General features: G+C 61.9%; 19 protein-coding genes. 7 read left to right on the forward strand and 12 right to left on the reverse strand.

Annotation, left to right across the window (positions count from 1 at the left end; translation table 11 throughout):
* The first annotated feature begins 67 nt into the window (after positions 1–67).
* On the forward strand, positions 68–904 hold the full coding sequence (locus B7Y49_RS02935) for a hypothetical protein (RefSeq protein WP_374126073.1): 837 nt from the start codon (positions 68–70) through the stop codon (positions 902–904).
* A complete protein-coding gene (locus B7Y49_RS02940) occupies positions 901–1,650 on the forward strand; it encodes a hypothetical protein (RefSeq protein WP_374126074.1) in 750 nt (249 codons plus the stop codon). Before B7Y49_RS02935 ends, B7Y49_RS02940 begins: the two co-directional genes overlap by 4 nt.
* On the opposite strand, the gene B7Y49_RS02945 is transcribed toward B7Y49_RS02940, so the two are convergent.
* Genes B7Y49_RS02945 through B7Y49_RS02955 form a run of 3 tightly spaced genes read right to left on the reverse strand, consistent with a single transcriptional unit; the run spans position 1,623 to position 3,611 of the window.
* Positions 1,623–2,213, reverse strand: a complete 591-nt coding sequence (locus tag B7Y49_RS02945) for a GNAT family N-acetyltransferase (RefSeq protein ID WP_374126075.1) — start codon at positions 2,211–2,213, stop codon at positions 1,623–1,625. The two genes, B7Y49_RS02940 and B7Y49_RS02945, sit on opposite strands and share 28 nt — an antisense overlap.
* Positions 2,214–2,228: 15 nt before the next feature.
* Positions 2,229–3,071: an oxygen-dependent coproporphyrinogen-III oxidase gene (hemF, locus tag B7Y49_RS02950; RefSeq protein WP_374126076.1), complete on the reverse strand. Its 843-nt coding sequence runs from the start codon at positions 3,069–3,071 to the stop codon at positions 2,229–2,231.
* 42 nt (positions 3,072–3,113) lie between these two features.
* A complete protein-coding gene (locus tag B7Y49_RS02955; RefSeq protein WP_374126077.1) occupies positions 3,114–3,611 on the reverse strand; it encodes a tRNA (cytidine(34)-2'-O)-methyltransferase in 498 nt (165 codons plus the stop codon).
* A gap of 169 nt (positions 3,612–3,780) precedes the next feature.
* Here B7Y49_RS02955 and petA point away from each other — a divergent pair, with 169 nt between their 5' ends.
* From petA to B7Y49_RS02975, 4 genes are read left to right on the forward strand one after another with little or no spacing between them, the layout of a single operon-like run.
* Positions 3,781–4,359 (forward strand): ubiquinol-cytochrome c reductase iron-sulfur subunit, encoded by a 579-nt coding sequence (petA, locus tag B7Y49_RS02960; protein ID WP_374126078.1) that lies wholly within the window; start codon positions 3,781–3,783, stop codon positions 4,357–4,359.
* Between the two features lie 10 nt (positions 4,360–4,369).
* Complete coding sequence (locus B7Y49_RS02965) at positions 4,370–5,665, forward strand: cytochrome bc complex cytochrome b subunit (RefSeq protein ID WP_374126079.1); 1,296 nt, start codon at positions 4,370–4,372, stop codon at positions 5,663–5,665.
* Between the two features lie 15 nt (positions 5,666–5,680).
* Positions 5,681–6,496 (forward strand): cytochrome c1, encoded by an 816-nt coding sequence (locus tag B7Y49_RS02970; protein WP_374126080.1) that lies wholly within the window; start codon positions 5,681–5,683, stop codon positions 6,494–6,496.
* Positions 6,497–6,498: 2 nt separating this feature from the next.
* A complete protein-coding gene (locus tag B7Y49_RS02975; protein WP_374126121.1) occupies positions 6,499–7,041 on the forward strand; it encodes a purine phosphoribosyltransferase family protein in 543 nt (180 codons plus the stop codon).
* Positions 7,042–7,171: 130 nt separating this feature from the next.
* On the opposite strand, the gene B7Y49_RS02980 is transcribed toward B7Y49_RS02975, so the two are convergent.
* The 4 genes from B7Y49_RS02980 to B7Y49_RS02995 form a co-directional block, all read right to left on the reverse strand.
* On the reverse strand, positions 7,172–7,621 hold the full coding sequence (locus B7Y49_RS02980; RefSeq protein WP_374126081.1) for a MaoC family dehydratase: 450 nt from the start codon (positions 7,619–7,621) through the stop codon (positions 7,172–7,174).
* Between the two features lie 38 nt (positions 7,622–7,659).
* On the reverse strand, positions 7,660–8,913 hold the full coding sequence (locus tag B7Y49_RS02985) for an ectonucleotide pyrophosphatase/phosphodiesterase (RefSeq protein ID WP_374126082.1): 1,254 nt from the start codon (positions 8,911–8,913) through the stop codon (positions 7,660–7,662).
* Between the two features lie 48 nt (positions 8,914–8,961).
* Positions 8,962–10,062 (reverse strand): redox-regulated ATPase YchF, encoded by a 1,101-nt coding sequence (gene ychF, locus B7Y49_RS02990; RefSeq protein WP_374126083.1) that lies wholly within the window; start codon positions 10,060–10,062, stop codon positions 8,962–8,964.
* Between the two features lie 410 nt (positions 10,063–10,472).
* Positions 10,473–11,117 (reverse strand): hypothetical protein, encoded by a 645-nt coding sequence (locus B7Y49_RS02995; protein WP_374126084.1) that lies wholly within the window; start codon positions 11,115–11,117, stop codon positions 10,473–10,475.
* On the opposite strand from B7Y49_RS02995, the gene B7Y49_RS03000 reads away from it, so the two are divergent.
* Complete coding sequence (locus tag B7Y49_RS03000; RefSeq protein WP_374126085.1) at positions 11,082–11,705, forward strand: Crp/Fnr family transcriptional regulator; 624 nt, start codon at positions 11,082–11,084, stop codon at positions 11,703–11,705. The two genes, B7Y49_RS02995 and B7Y49_RS03000, sit on opposite strands and share 36 nt — an antisense overlap.
* 6 nt (positions 11,706–11,711) lie before the next feature.
* On the opposite strand, the gene B7Y49_RS03005 is transcribed toward B7Y49_RS03000, so the two are convergent.
* The 5 genes from B7Y49_RS03005 to B7Y49_RS03025 all read right to left on the reverse strand — a co-directional run bounded on the left by B7Y49_RS03005 (position 11,712) and on the right by B7Y49_RS03025 (position 15,751).
* Positions 11,712–12,329, reverse strand: a complete 618-nt coding sequence (locus B7Y49_RS03005) for a TIGR02466 family protein (protein ID WP_374126086.1) — start codon at positions 12,327–12,329, stop codon at positions 11,712–11,714.
* The gene (gene pth, locus B7Y49_RS03010; protein WP_374126087.1) at positions 12,326–12,895 is read right to left on the reverse strand and encodes an aminoacyl-tRNA hydrolase; all 570 of its coding nucleotides are present in this window, start codon (positions 12,893–12,895) and stop codon (positions 12,326–12,328) included. The genes B7Y49_RS03005 and pth overlap by 4 nt, the downstream gene beginning before the upstream one ends.
* Before the next feature lie 302 nt (positions 12,896–13,197).
* Positions 13,198–13,809, reverse strand: a complete 612-nt coding sequence (locus tag B7Y49_RS03015) for a 50S ribosomal protein L25/general stress protein Ctc (protein ID WP_374126088.1) — start codon at positions 13,807–13,809, stop codon at positions 13,198–13,200.
* A gap of 132 nt (positions 13,810–13,941) precedes the next feature.
* Entirely contained in the window at positions 13,942–14,799 is an 858-nt protein-coding gene (locus tag B7Y49_RS03020; protein WP_374126089.1) for a TraB/GumN family protein, read from the reverse strand.
* 34 nt (positions 14,800–14,833) lie between these two features.
* Complete coding sequence (locus B7Y49_RS03025; protein ID WP_374126090.1) at positions 14,834–15,751, reverse strand: TraB/GumN family protein; 918 nt, start codon at positions 15,749–15,751, stop codon at positions 14,834–14,836.
* Positions 15,752–15,777 lie beyond the last annotated feature (26 nt).

The raw sequence follows: 15,777 nt of genomic DNA on the forward strand, positions 1-15,777 counted from the left end.
AGGCGAAGGGGTAACAGCCAAACGCCTTGCCTGACACCGGGAGTATGCTGCCTTGAATTCAGTCAACATGGGAACGGTTTGGGATCGGGCGACCGAGTTCCTGGGGGACAATATTGGTGCGGTGACGCCGATTGCGCTCGCCACGATCTTCGTCCCTGCCTCCATCAACGATGCGATTGCCCCGCTCGCCGCTGCTAATCCCGGCATGCAAACAGCGATCAGCGCGGCTGGGTTGGTGTTTGCGATCGTGTCGATCTTTGGCCAACTCGCCATCATGGCGCTTGCACTCGATGCCGGTCGAACGGCGGGCGGAGCCGTTGGCGCCGCAGCGTCGAAGCTCTTCGCGGCGGTACTGATCACCATCTTGCTGCTGCTTGTGTTGCTGCTGCTGCTGATCCCGCTGGGTGTCATCATGGTCAGTGGCGGTCTCGATATGTCGGGGTTTGCCACAAATGATCAGGCAGCGATCAGCGCGGCGATATCGCAGCTTCCTGCGGGCATCGTCTGGTCGATGCTGGGCTATATGCTCGTTTGGGTGGTGTTATCGATCTGGATCAGTGCGCGGCTGACGCTGGCCTATCCGGCGCTGCTGGATCCAAGCCTGGGGATGGGCGCGGTCAATGGATCATGGATGCTCACCCGAGGGCTGGCGCTCAAGATCGTTGGGGTGTTGCTGCTTTATGTGATCGTCAGTGGCGTTGCGGCGCTGGCGGCAAAGGCAGCGTTTGGCGGGGTACTCGGGGTGATCGCAGGCGGCGCTGAGCCGGGAAGCGTTGCCAGCGTCCTCACCTCGGTTGCGGTTGGCGCGGTAGGCACGGCATTTGCTGTGCTGCAGTCGGCATTTGTTGCCAAGCTGTACCTTGCCGCACGCAACCGCGCGCAGGAAGCCTCCGGCCACTCATGACCATTAACCTGCCAGGCATCTTTACCGATGCCTGGAGCATGTTCCGCCGGCACCAGGAGGTGCTGATGACGGTGGCGGGGATGTTTATCTTCCTGCCGACGCTTGCGTTGCTGTTGCTCGTGCCGGTCGCGCCGCCCTGGCCCGATTCCGGGGCGACCGAGCCCGAGATACAGGCCGGGGCGACCAAGCTGGCGGCGTGGATCGTCGATAACACCTCGATGTTCGCGGCTGCTGCTGTCGCTTCGCTTTATGGCGCGTTGGCGATCAGCGTTTTCTTGCTCGATCCGGGCTGCGCCGATCTGCGGGCGGCAATGGCGCGCGCGCTGAAGTTGTTGCCGCGCTACATATTGGCAGCGCTGTTGATCCTCGTCCCTGCATCGCTTGGGCTGTTCGTTCTCATTTTGCCGGGTATCTACATTCTGGGACGCACCATGCTGATCGGGCCGACATTGATCGTCGAGCGACCGATTGCCGCGACCGCAGCGATCATGCGCAGCATCGCTTTGACACGGGGCAACGGGCTTGTGCTGGCCGGGCTGACCGGTATCGGGCTGGTTGCAGGACAGATTTTGCCGGCACCTTTCCAGCGCATCGACGAAACGTTGCGCATTGCTGAGGCAGCCAATCCCGTGATGATCGCGATTGTGGATTCGGCAGCCGCTGCTTGTGCCGCTGCGGTTACGCTGGCGACGATCCTGGTGCGAATTGCCGTCTACCGTCAGCTTGCATCAAGAAGCGGGACGTGAGGGGCAGCGGATCGATCGATCAAGCCTAACAGGCGGGGATCGGGAAAAGTTTCGATCCGGCGGGCAACGGCGACAAAGCCGCACGCGCGGTAGAAGTTGAGTGCCGATGGATGATCGAGCGTACAGGTGTGCAGCCACACCTGATCGATGCCGAGTTGCCAAGCGCGCACGAGCGTTTGCGCCATCAACCATCGGCCAAGCTTTTGCCCGGTCAGTTCGGGCACCAGCGCGAAATACGCGATCTCGCAGGCACGCTCAGTCCGAAAATCGAGCTCGACCATGCCGACCTCGATGCCGGCGCGATCGACCACCGCAAACACTTCCACCGCCGGATCGGTGATGATCGCGGATAGCGCGGCTTCGTCGATCACCAGCCGCGAATACCACAGCCATGGCTCGCCCACCCGCCGAAACAGCGTGCGATAGCGGTCCGGATCGGGACTGGCCCAGCGCACCAGTCGGAACGGCGCACTGGGCAGCGGGGCGGGGCGCGGTCGCGCCGTCATCTCCAGGCGGGTGACGACACCGGCGCACTCACCGATTGGAACCGAGAGCGCCACCATCGACGCGCGCCTTGCTTAGGCCCAGGTCGCAAGCGGCGGCAGGCTCATCAGAATCGCGTCGATATTGCCGCCGGTTTTCAGCCCGAACAATGTACCGCGATCATAGACGAGATTGAACTCGGCATAACGCCCGCGCCAGGTGAGCATCTGGGCAATATCGGCGTCGGTGAAGGGCGAGTGCATTCGCCGCCGCACGATCCGGGGATAGCTGTCGAGGAAAGCGCGGCCGATATCCTTGATGAATTCGAAGTTCGCATCGAAATCACCCTCGATATGATCGGCGAAAATGCCGCCGACGCCGCGGTGAACCTGGCGGTGCGGGATGTAGAAATAGTCATCCGCCCATTTCTTGAAGCGATCATAATAATCGGCGCCATGCGGGTCGCAGTGCGCCTTCAGCGTGGCGTGAAAATCGGCGGTGTCCTCGTCATAGGGAATGGGCGGATTGAGATCGGCCCCGCCGCCGAACCAGCGCTTGGTGGTGACAAGAAAACGGGTGTTCATGTGCACCGCGGGCACATGCGGGTTGGCCATATGCGCCACCAGGCTGATGCCGGTCGCGAAGAACCCCGGATCCTCCGCAGCGCCGTGGATCGACTTCGCGAATTCCCCCTCGAACGTGCCGCCCACGGTAGATACGTTGACGCCGACCTTCTCGAAAACCTTGCCTTTCATCACGCCGCGCACCCCGCCGCCGCCGGGCTCGCCGGACGGGTCGGTCCGATCCCAGCTGACATAATCGAAATCGGCGTCCGATCCCGCTTCGCGCTCGATCGCCACGAACTCGGCGCAAATTTGATCGCGCAGCGATTCGAACCAGGTGCGCGCGCGGGTCTGTTCGTCGTCGAGTGGCTTCATTCGGGCCGTCCCCCTATTGCTGAACTGTTCATTGCTGGCCTGTTATGCCGGCCATTGATCCGTTTGCCGCAGCGCCTCGGAAAGCGCGATGGCTGCAGCGAGCGCGACATTCAACGATCGACGCCCGGGCACAAGCGGAATTGTGATGCGAAGGTCGACGGCGGCATGAACATGCTCGGGAACCCCGCTCGATTCCGATCCGCACAGCAGCGTATCGCCGTGCAGGAACTGCGCCTGGTCGAGCCGCGTCGCTGCCTTCGTCGTCAGCAGCACGATACGCCCGGGCACCTGCGCCTTGAAACTGGCCCAGTCCGCGTGGCGCGCCATCGTTACATGCCGCAGATAATCCATGCCTGATCGTGCCAGCGCGCGGTCCGAAAACGGAAATCCCATCGGCTCGATCAGGTCGACAGGCACATCAAGACACGCCGCCAGCCGCAGGACCGTGCCGACATTTCCAGCAATTTCGGGTTCATACAGCGCCAGCCGTAACGATGGGGGGTGGCACGGGTGTGGGGCAGGAGCATCGGGCACCGTCATACATCCGCCTTAGGCCTTATAGCCGTATCCCCTCAAGTTGGATAAAATGCTGTTGGCATTAGCCAAGCCTATAGCTATCAGGCCGCGATTCGATGGTACTTTGTATCGTTTGAAAAACGGCATCAAAAATAGCCGTATGGGCATAGGTTCGAACCGCAAGGGCAAACGAATGGCAACGGTGAGCGACGCGATTCCAACGGGTGAAACGCCTGGTTCAGCGCATGATGGCGAACCGCGCCGTCGCGACTTTTTGAGCATTGCCGCACTTTCGTTCGGCGGCGTAGGCGTGGTGGCGACATTGGTGCCACTGATCAACCAGATGAACCCGTCGGCTGACGTGCTGGCCCAGTCATCGACTGATATCGATCTGTCACAGATTCTGCCAGGCCAGGCCATAAAGGCATCATTTCGCAAGCAGCCGCTGTTCGTTCGCAACCTGACCCCGGCGGAAATCGCTGCGGCAGATGCGGTGCCGGCGGCGAGCCTGCGCGATCCCGAAACGCTGGCGCAGCGCACGAAGGAAGGCCACAAGAACTGGCTCATCACGCTCGGCGTGTGCACCCATCTCGGCTGCGTGCCGCTGGGTGCCGGCGAGGGCGAAGTGAAGGGTGAGTATGGCGGCTATTTCTGCCCGTGCCACGGATCGTCCTACGATACGGCGGCGCGCATCCGCAAAGGCCCGGCACCGAAAAATCTGGCGGTGCCGGAGTACAAGTTTACGTCAGATACCACTGTAACGGTCGGTTGAGGTCAGCATTATGAGCTTCCCCTGGGCAAAGCATTACGAGCCGAAGTCGGATTTCACCAAGTGGATCGACAGTCGGCTGCCGCTCCCTCGTTTCGTGTATGATGCGGTTGGCGCGGGCTATCCAGTGCCGCGCAATCTCAACTATTTCTGGAACTTCGGCGTTCTCGCCGGCGTCGCGCTGGTGCTCCAGATCGTTACGGGCATCGTCCTGGCAATGCATTACGCTGCCAATGGCGCGATTGCGTTCGATTCAGTTGAACATATTATGCGTGACGTGAATTCCGGTTGGATGCTTCGGTACGCCCACGCCAATGGCGCATCGATGTTCCTCGCTGTTGTCTATATCCACATCGGTCGCGGCCTTTATTACGGCTCGTACAAGGCACCGCGTGAGATGATCTGGTTGCTTGGCGTGGTCATCTTCCTGCTCATGATGGCGACCGCTTTCATGGGCTATGTGCTGCCTTGGGGCCAGATGAGCTTCTGGGGTGCGCAGGTAATCACCGGCTTCTTCTCGGCGATTCCAGTAGTTGGTGAATCGATCCGCATCTGGCTGCTCGGAGGGTTCACCCCCGATAATGCCACGCTCAACCGGTTCTTCTCGCTGCACTATCTGCTGCCGTTTGTGACGCTCGGCGTTATCATCCTGCACGTTTGGGCACTGCACATTCCAGGCTCGAACAACCCGACCGGCGTCGATGTGAAGGGCGAGCAGGATACCGTGCCGTTCCATCCCTATTACACGGCGAAGGACGGCTTCGGGCTGGGCGTGTTCCTCACGATCTTCGCCGCATTGATTTTTTTCATGCCAAACGCGCTTGGTCACCCGGATAACTACGTTCCGGCCAACCCGCTTTCGACGCCGGCGCACATCGTGCCTGAATGGTATTTCCTGCCCTTCTACGCGATCCTGAAGGCGTTCACCGTCGATCTGATCCTGCCTGCCAAGCTGTGGGGCGTGCTCGCGATGTTCGGCTCGATCCTGCTGCTGTTCTTCCTCCCATGGTTGGACTCGTCGCCAGTGCGCTCGGCCAATTATCGCCCGACCTATCGCTTCTTCCTGTTGCTCCTGCTGATCGACGTGCTCGTCCTCGGCTATATCGGTGGCGCAGAGGCGACCGGCGTGAACATCGTGATCGGTCAGGTCGCGGCGGTCTATTACTTCGCGCACTTCCTGATCATCCTGCCGATCATTTCGGCAACAGAGCGTCCGCGTCCACTGCCGAATTCGATCACTGAATCGGTGCTGGGCAAGAGCGCCAAGTCGTCAGGCGGCAGCTTCGGCGCCGCGGTTCCGGCCGAATAAAGGGCATCCAAACCAATGGTTCGCATCATCTCCTTCATCGTTGGCCTGGGCTTTGTCGGCGTTTTGCTGCTGGGGCTGTTCGGCAGCGTCAACAGCCTGGTTACGGATCCGGCCAAGCCAACCGTGACCGAAGAATTCTATCGGCCGCACAAGGAAGTTGCTTTCGCCAGCGATGGTCCGATGGGCAAGTTTGATCGCGCCCAGCTCCAGCGTGGCCTGCAGGTCTACAAGGAAGTCTGCTCGGCTTGCCACTCACTCGGCCGGGTCGCTTTCCGGGATCTGATGAAGTTGGGCTACAGCGAAGCGCAGGTGAAGAAATTCGCCGCGGACTGGAGCACGAAGCAGCAGGTGCAGGATCCCAAAACGGGCGATCGCAGCGAGCGCGACAATGTGCCCGCCGATAAGTTTCCAACGGTTTATTATCCTGGCCAGGGCGTGCCGCCTGATCTCTCACTGATCACCAAGGCACGACATGGCGGCGCGGCGTATATCTACTCGCTGCTGACGGGGTATAGCGAGCAGCCCGAGGCGCTGCTGAAGCATTTCCCCGATGCGAAGACGCCGGATGGTCTTTACTACAACCCGTATTTCCCGAACCTCAACATCGCCATGCCGGCGCCGCTGGCTGACGGCGCGGTGACCTACACCGATGGTACCAAGAATTCACTCGATCAGATGTCGAAGGACGTGTCGGCATTTCTCGTCTGGGCCGCCGAGCCAGAGCTTGAGCAGCGCCATTCGACCGGTCTTGCGGTTCTCGGCTTCCTCCTGATCGGTACGATCCTCGCTTATGGCTCATATCGTACTGTCTGGCGGAATGTGAAGCATTGAGCATCGTGGCTGCCGCCAATGACGACTTGGCGGCGCTGATCCGCACGATCCCCGACTTTCCGAAGCCGGGGATCATGTTTCGCGACATCACGACCCTGTTGCTCGACCCCAAGGGGCTGGCAATGACCGTGGAACGGATGGTCGCAGCCACGGACGGCCCGGTTGATCTGGTGGCCGGCATCGAAGCACGCGGGTTCCTGTTCGCCGCTGCAATGGCGGTACCGCTCGACGCGGGCGTGCTATTGATACGCAAGGACGGCAAACTACCGGGCGCGACGATCGCTGAGGATTATGCGCTTGAGTACGGTACTGACCGGATTGCGATGCATGAAGACGCCCTCGTCCCCGGCCAGCGCGTGTTGCTCGTCGATGATCTCATCGCCACCGGTGGAACCGCCCGCGCGGCGATCCGCTTGCTCAAAAAGGCCGGCGCAACGGTGACCCAGGCGCAGTTTGTGGTTGATCTGCCCGATCTCGGTGGCGCCGATGCCTTGCGCGGCGACGGCATCGACGTCCACGCCTTGGTGGCATTCGGCGGCCACTGATCTTTTCGACCCGCTCGTGTCGAGCGAAGTCGAGACACCCTGCGCAGCGCTTGTGGTACGTCCCTCGACTTGGCTCGGGACAAGCGGGTTAGGGTAAAGTCATCAGATTGCATATGACGACATCAACCCTTCAGTCGCTCGGTCGGGTCCTGATCAGCCCGATCGCGATCGTCGTCATCACGGCCTCGTCGTGCTGGTTCAACACAGTTATCTTGCTGCGATAACTCCCCATTTCGGGGCGACTGTTGGATGCCCGCTTGTCGAGGATTTCGGTCTCAATCCTCAGCGTGTCACCCGGATAGACGGGCTTTAACCAGCGCAGTTCATCCTGTCCCGGCGACCCAAGTCCGGCCTGCTCGGTGGTCTTCATATTCTCGACCAGCATCGCCATCATCATCGCGCAGGTGTGCCAGCCACTCGCCGAAAGCCGCCCGAAATGCGTCTGCGCTGCCGCTTCGTCGGAGAGATGAAAGGCTTGCGGATCATATTTGCGGGCGAAATCGATCACCTCGTCGCGGGTGACGGCATAATGGCCAAAGGCGGCTTTGGTGCCGGGTTGGATATCTTCGAAATAGATCATGCCCGCAGTTTCCAGCGCAGCTGCGCGATTGGCAAGCGCTATCGCTTGATCAGCGCCGCACGAAACGGTCGATCATCGCCGTCGAGCTGCTCGCCCGCGGGCAGCCCGAGAATATTGCGGAGCAATGGAGCCACATTAACATTGTCGAAACTCGGCAGATTGCCCTGAGCCCGGATCGCCGGTCCGCTGGCGATGAACAGCGCCGCCATATCGGGGGCTGCGGGGTCATATCCATGCGCACCACCGGCCCGCATTGGTCGGTCAGGCGGTGGGGCCTTGTCGAGGATCAGCCAGCCCGTTTCGGCCAGGCAGATGATGCTCGGCACGCGCGGATGCTTGCCATAATGGAGCGCTGCGGGGATCTGTGCCTTGGGCCAGCACCGCATGTGGGGGTGCGGCTTGGCAAGGGCGGCGGTAAGTAATGCCTCTTTGCCGGGGTTTGGCTCCAGCCCGGCATAGGTGCCGCCCGTCACCATCCGGAAGCTGGCGGGGTCCACCAACTGATCGAGCCGGATCACCCGGTCGGGACTGGTCGCTGCCATGCCGTGATCGGCGGTGACCACTAGATTGACCGGCTGGCCAAGAGCGGAGAGCTCGCTCCGCAACCGCCCGATCGCGCTATCGACATCGGCGACGACTTCGGTCGTTTTCGGGCTGTCGGGGCCGTTGCTGTGCCCAGCGCTGTCGACGGTATCAAAATACAGCGTCAGGAACTGCGGGCGAGTCGCAGCGGGGCGCCGCAGCCAGTCGATTATTGCATCGACCCGCTGGCGATTGCTCACGTCATGGCCATATTGCTGCCAATCGCTTGGCCGCAGCCCGTTAAAACTGATGTTTGCGCCCGGCCAGAACATCGTCGCGGTGCGGATGCCTGCGCGCTCGGCGGTGATCCAGATCGGATCGGCCTGGGTCCACCAGAACGGTTCCTCGCTCTGCATCGTGAAGGTCATGCCGGGATGCGCGGCATCCTCCATCCGATTACCGACGATGCCATGGCGGTCGGGGCGCAGGCCTGTCACCACCGTCCAGTGATTGGGGAAAGTAACGCTCGGGAAGGACGGGCGCATCGACGCGCTGATCCCGGCGGCGGCCAGCGCATTCAGGTTCGGCGTCACCCCGCGCGTCAGATAATCGGGCTTGAATCCGTCTATGGAGATCAGGATCGTAACGGGCGCCCGCACCTCGACTGGCGCGGCCGCCACGGTTGGGCGGGGCGCATCGACCGGCGGCGTCACGCACGCCTGAAGCAGCGCGGCAAGCGCCGTGGCGGCAAATCGGGAAGTCCAGCGCATGGAAGCCCTATGCCGCGTCGTTGAGTCATTCATGTGACAGGATGTCGATCAGACATTAAACCGGAACAGCAACACGTCGCCGTCTTGCACCACATAGTCCTTGCCTTCGGAGCGCAGCTTGCCCGCATCGCGCGCGCCGCTTTCGCCTTTCAGCGCGACGTAATCGGCAAAGGCGATGGTCTCGGCGCGGATGAAGCCTTTTTCGAAATCGGTGTGGATTTCGCCCGCCGCCTGCGGGGCCTTGGCACCGACATGGACGGTCCAGGCGCGGGTTTCCTTTGGGCCGACGGTGAAGAAGGTTTGGAGCTTGAGCAGCTTGTACCCGGCAGTGATGACGCGAGCGAGGCCGGTTTCCTCGAGGCCCAGCTCGGCGAGGAACTCGCCGCGCTCGGCGGGGTCCATCGTTGCGATCTCGGCTTCGATTGCAGCGGAGACGACGACGGCCTCTGCCCCTTCGGCCTTGGCCTTTTCGAAGACGCGGGCCGACTGCGCATTGCCGTGCGCCGCATCGCCCTCATCGACATTGCACACGTACAGCACCGGCTTCGACGTCAGCAGTTGCGCCTGGGCGAACACCCGCGCCTCATCTTCATCCTTCGGCTCAGTCAGCCGGGCGGGCTTGCCCTCGCGCAGCAGGTCGAGCGCCTGGCCAAGCACCGAGGCGGCGATCTTGGCTTCCTTGTCGCCCTGCATTGCCTTTTTCTGGGCAGCGGGAACGCGCTTTTCGAGCGATTCGAGGTCTGACAGCATCAGCTCGGTCTCGACCGTTTCAGCGTCCGCAATCGGATCGACCTTGCCCTCGACATGCGTGACATCGCCGTCCTCGAAACAGCGGAGCACATGGACGATCGCGTCAACCTCTCGGATATTGCCAAGGAACTGGTTGCCCAAGCCCTCGCCCTTCGATGCGCCGCGTACCAGCCCGGCTATGTCGACAAAGCCCAGCTGCGTCTCGATGATCTTGGCCGAATGCGCGATATCGGCGAGCTGCTTCAGCCGCGGATCGGGGACGGCGACATTGCCGACATTCGGCTCGATCGTGCAAAAAGGATAATTCGCCGCCTGCGCCGCCGCGGTCTCGGTCAGCGCATTGAACAGGGTGGACTTGCCGACATTAGGCAGCCCGACGATACCGCAACGAAATCCCATGAACGATCCTTGGTGGTGGTGGCCGGTTTCGGCAATCAGTGGATGGCCCGATAGGCTGTCGGCGGGAGAAATGCCAGTGGGGGGTGAGGGGCGAGCTTGGCTCTCCTTACCCCCGTCGTCACCCCGGACCCTTCGACAAGCTCAGGAGAGCCTTGTTCCGGGGTCCACCTATCCTCCCACGAAAACAGTGATTGCGGCGCCGTGGACCCCGGAACGAGTCCGGGGTGACGGGGGACGGGGATAGCGTTGCTCCCGGAGGTGAAGTTGCGGAAGTTGCGGGTCTCGCGCACTTCGTTGCGGGTGTGGCCCACGGCATGCAGCTTCACGGATGATCGACGATTTCAAAGAACGATGTTCAACATACCCGATGGCAGCGATGTAGGAAAGTTTGGGCGGGGAATGTGGATCGATCAATGCCCCGCATGTTTACCATGATCGCTATTCTGCGCTTCAAACCATTGATGCAGTGCGGCGTTTATCTTCGTGTTGGCCGTAACGAATGTAATCTTTCCACCCCGGGCAATCGGCCGATAGGTGACGGTCAACTTTCCACGGGCCGCCATCAATTCCGCCAAGCCGGGCATGTCAGCGCCGTGTATCTGAACAGGGTTGGCCCAGTCGCCACCGCTGAACGCTTTTGCCTGATATTCGAGATGGCCGCGAACGCTTTCAACTTGGCGGGCATCGCCGTCTCGCGACGTGACCGTCAGCACACCGCCATCGCGTTTTGGGGCAAAGGTGTGGAGTGTTCGATCGAGATCAAAGCCCATTACTGGCCCGCTTCTCCTCGCGATCTCCGCCTGTCGCTCCGGGCTGGCGCGCTGCATTTCCGCTTTGTGTGCCCGATGGTCGTGACTGGCGTGATCAGTCGGCTGCACGCGCTGAGCGCATGACCGCTCTACCGTGGCTGCGCCGGTTGCTGCGAGTGCCATGGGGATAGCGAGCAGATGCTTGACCAAGCTCATCGGATTTCCTTTTGTGACCTGATGGATCACTAGCGCGACATTCGAGCTACCCGTATGATTGAAATCATGCACAACGATATAACCGATCACTTTCTGCTTCAGACACTCGGGGTTTCTGCAAAGCCACCGACCCGGATAACGCTCGCCGCAGGGGAGCACGCCTTTCACGAAGGCGATTGTGTCCATAGCGTTTTCATTGTCGAGCGCGGCCGGATATTGCTGAACCGTCACCTTGCTGATGGAGCGGTGGTCACGCTATTCACGGCGCGCGCGAAAGAGAGCTTCGCGGAAGCGGCCTTGTCATCGGACTATTACCACTGTGATGCGGTGGCGGTGATCGGCAGCGTCGTTTTGGCACTGCCGGTCGCCCAGTTGCGACGCCACTTCCTGGCCGACGCTGCATCGGCGATGGAGTTGGCGATGTTCTTCTCACGACAGGTTCGCGACGTGCGAGCCCGTTTGGAACTGCGCGACATCCGTTCCGCGACAGCAAGGATTGTTGAGTGGCTGACGAGGCAGGCGGTCGGCAGTCCTCCATACGTCGAGCTTACAGGCACCTGGAGCGAGATAGCCGACGAACTCGGCCTTCGCCGAGAAGTTTTGTACCGCGCACTGGCCAATCTTGAGCAGGACGGTTCGATCAGCCGAAGCAAGAACGTCGTATTTCTCTGCCCGTGAACCGATCTACCACCGATAATTGAAGCTCACGCTGATCCGTTCGCCCCCGGATTTGCTGGCGCCCTCATGCGGCATCACCTCATGCCGCAGCCAGCTTTCCCATAACAGCACCGTCCCTGGCACCGGCTCGACATACACAAACGTCCGCAAATCCTCGGGTGCGTCGTCGTGGCGGGTGGGGGCGGCCATCATCATTGCCAGTCGCGGATCTTCGAATCTGATCGCGCCCGCGCCGGGTGGCACCGCGACATAGACCGTGCCGGACACCACTGAATGCGGGTGGATGTGGCCCGAATGCGTCGCGCCTGGCTTCATGACGTTCACCCACAGGCTGTCGAGCTTCAGCTTGCGCCCTGCCAGATCGAACGCGCAGTCATCCGCAAATGCGGCGACATGCTTGTCGAGCAATTTCACCAGATCGCCGATCACCGGATCGCGCCTCGGCAGGTCGTTCAGCGAGGCATAGCTGGTATAGCCGCGATAGCCCTTGGCCTTGCTCCACGCACGCCCCGCGCGGTCTTCTTCGGCGAGCATCAGGCACGACCGGGCGAGATCGTCGACCAGCGCCGCGTCTTTAAGCGTGCCTTCGTACAGCCGCGTGGCGAAGAGCGAGCGGACGCTCATGGTTGCTGTCGCAGCGCGACGTCGTTCATGAAGCGCACGTCATCGCCCTCGGCGAGCCATTTCGCTTCGGCCGCGACCGCGCCGAGCATCTCGGCGAGATCATCCATCTCCGCCTTGGCGAAATTGCCCAGCACATGGCCGGTCACCTTGTCCTTGTGCCCGGGATGGCCGATGCCGAGCCGCACCCGGCGGAAATCCTCGCCGATATGCGCGACGGTGGAGCGGATGCCGTTATGCCCGGCAGTACCGCCGCCACGCTTCACCTTGACGCGAAACGGATCGAGATCGAGTTCGTCATAGAAAACAGTGACGTCCTGCGGCTCCAGCTTGTAGAACCGCATCGCCTCACCGATCGACTGGCCGCTATCGTTCATGAAGGTGGCGGGCTTGAGCAGCAGCAGCTTTTCGCTGCCGAGCCGAGCCTCGATCGCCCAGCCCAGGAAACGCTTCTTGGGCGCTTCGAAATCATGAAAATCGGCAATGGCGTCGAGCGCCATGAAACCGGCATTGTGCCGGTGGAGCGCATATTGCGCGCCCGGATTGCCCAGCCCTGCCCAGAGTTGCATTGCTCTTTCTCCCCAAGGGCAGGATTGAGTTGCCTTGAATTACCTCACCCCGTTGGGGCTGAGCGAAGTCGAAGCCCACGCGCTGCTCATGCCCTTCGACTTCGCTCAGGGTGAACGGCGGTGGGTAAGACCGCTTACAAGAACACTAGCGTGAGGGTAGGAGATTTGCACGCGCCCACCTTATCGTCACCCTGAACTTGGTTCAGGGTCCACCGCGCCGCAATACCCGGCAGGATGTGGCGCGCGGTGGATGCTGAAACAAGTTCAGCATGACGACTTTTGGTGGTCGGTGGGCCGAGGGCTTATTCGCCAGCGGCTTCGGCAGCTTCGCCTTCGCTCGACTTGAGCGCTGACGGCGCAACGATCGTTGCGATCGTGAAGTCGCGGTCCTCGATCGTCACTTTGCTGCCCTTGGGCAGGGTAACGGCCGAAATATGAATCGAGTCGCCCACATCGAACCCGGCGAGCGAGATTTCGACATCGTCCGGAATTTCCGACGCGTCGCACACCAGCTCGAGCTCGTGGCGAACGATGTTGAGCACACCGCCGCGCTTGATGCCGGGCGAGGTCTCTTCATCGGTGAAGCGGACGGGCACCTGAACGGTCACGGTCGAATGCTCGCCGATGCGCAGGAAATCGACATGGACCGGGCGGTCGCTGACGGGATCGAACGCGACATCCTTGGGCAGCGTCAACGCGGCTGTGCCGGCAACGTCCAGAATGACGGTGGAATTCATAAAGTGCCCGGTCATCAAAGCGCGCATCAGCGCCTTTTCCTCGAGGTGAATCGAGACAGGGTCTTGCTTGTTGCCGTAAATCACGGCGGGTACGCGGCCTTCGCGACGGAGTGAACGGGAGGCTCCCTTGCCAACCTGTTCACGCGTCTCGGCTGCGAGCGTCAATTGTTCGCTCATGTCAGTCTCCGAGTGTGCTTGGTGTCAAAAATTCCGGCCAAGCCTCCAGGGATGACCCTGACCGGAAGCGGCGGCGCATAGCCGAAGGGGGGGCAAAGCGCAAGTTATGCGCAGGCAACGCACGGGGAGCGGCTATTGAACGCGCTGGACCGCCACGCCGCGCGCGCGCAGCATCGCAACCACCGATGTTGGCCCCGCCAAATGCCCCGTGCCGACCGCAACCAGCAGCTTGCCGGGTCGGCGCATCCGCGCGGTGATCCAGCGGCTCCAGCGCGTGTTGCGCCCGTCGAGCAGCGTTGCCTTCATGGCGGGGGCGCCCACGAACAATTGATCGTTGCTGCGCGCGATCGTCGCCAGATCGCCGGTCGACCATGCCGCCAGCGCGCGGCGATAGCCGCCGCTATCCGTTGCCGCCAAGGTGAGCAGGCGACGCTGGTCGGGTTCGCCCAGATGATCGAACAGCGCGAGCTGGCTGCCGGGGGTTTCGAATGCGCGCTGTGGGCGGCCCGCAAAGCGCTTGGCCAGCACCGCTTCGACGCCGTCAGCGGGGCTCGCCCCGGCGGCGCGCGCGCGCCCGTTTTCGATCACCAGCGCCGCTGCCCAGGTCTCCAGCTTGTCGAGCGTCCAGGCCGATTCGTCGGCTGCATCGATCGCCCGGTACAGCGCCGGTCGAACATCGGCGTCCACCCGCGACGCGATCGGCGGCAGGCCGTCGCGGCGGGCGAGTCCGATGAACATCGCGCCTACCTCCCCGGGTGCGGAGCGGGGAATTTCGGTGACGAGTATGTCCGCACTGTCGATCGCCCGGGTGATGGCGGGCGTTTCCCATGCCACATTGGGGGGCAGCGCATGGATCGTCCCCAGCACCCAGATGGTCGTGTCGGCATCGCGCACCACGAAAAGAGCCGGCCGCGCCTGGGCAGGGCGCGACCGGCTGCAACCGGGCAGGGCGATCACCGCGGCGATCAAAAGGGGCGTGATCAGCCGCAATCCGTCCCGCCCGAAGCCGTGGAGTGTCGGGCGATCAATACTTGATCCGCGTCGCCGTCAGCTTGCGGGTGCCGAGCTGCACCTGAACACTGTCCTTGCCCGACAGATGGCCCGCACCAACCGCCATGAACACGGTGCCCGGCTTTTTCATGCGATTGTCGATCCATTCGGCCCAGGCAATATTGCGCTTGGTCAACAGGGCATTGCGCAGTTCCGGCGCGTCGAGCCCTTCGTTCATCGTGATGGCAAGGGCTTCCGGGTCACCCTTGGCCCATTGCGCGACCATCTTGTCGAGTGTCTCGCCGACCTTGCTCAGGTCCTTCACCGTCTGCTGCAGATAGGCGACCTGCACGTTTTCAGGCAGCGTATCGAACACCGCGAGCTGGCCGTTAAATGTTTCCAGCGCACCGATCGGCTTGCTGGCGGATTTTGCCGCTGTGGTCAGGATCGTTTCGGCACCGCTGTTTGGATCATAGCCAAGCTTGGGCAGCGGGGCGAGCGACAGGGTGAGCGCCACGAACCAGGGTTTGATCACTTCGAACTGTGCTGCAGGCAGGCCGTTGTCGGTCAGCGCCTTGGCGAGTGCAGGGCGCTCGACTTCGGGCAGCTTTTGCGACAGCGGGGGGCCATCGGTATCGATGATCACCGATCCGAGGATCTTCTGGATTTCCGCAGGTTCGGGCTGGATCACCTCAAGCACCAGCTCGTCGCTCTTGTCGAATGCCGTTTTCACCGCTTCATCAAACCAGCTCAGGCCTGGCTTCAACACGTGGACCGTACCGAACAGATAGATCGTCGTGTCGGCATCCTTCACCACCCACAGGGCCGGATCGGCATCAACCGTTGCGGCGGCAGGGGCCGGGGCTGCCGTCTGCGCGAGTGCCGGTGCGCCGATCATCAGGCTCAGCGGTGCCATCGTCGCCAGCAGGCGCAACTTCATCTTCTTGATCATCTCAAGTCCTTTCATCATACTGAAAT

This window comes from Sphingomonas sp. 28-62-11, assembly GCF_002278865.1.
Lineage (GTDB): Bacteria > Pseudomonadota > Alphaproteobacteria > Sphingomonadales > Sphingomonadaceae > Sphingomonas.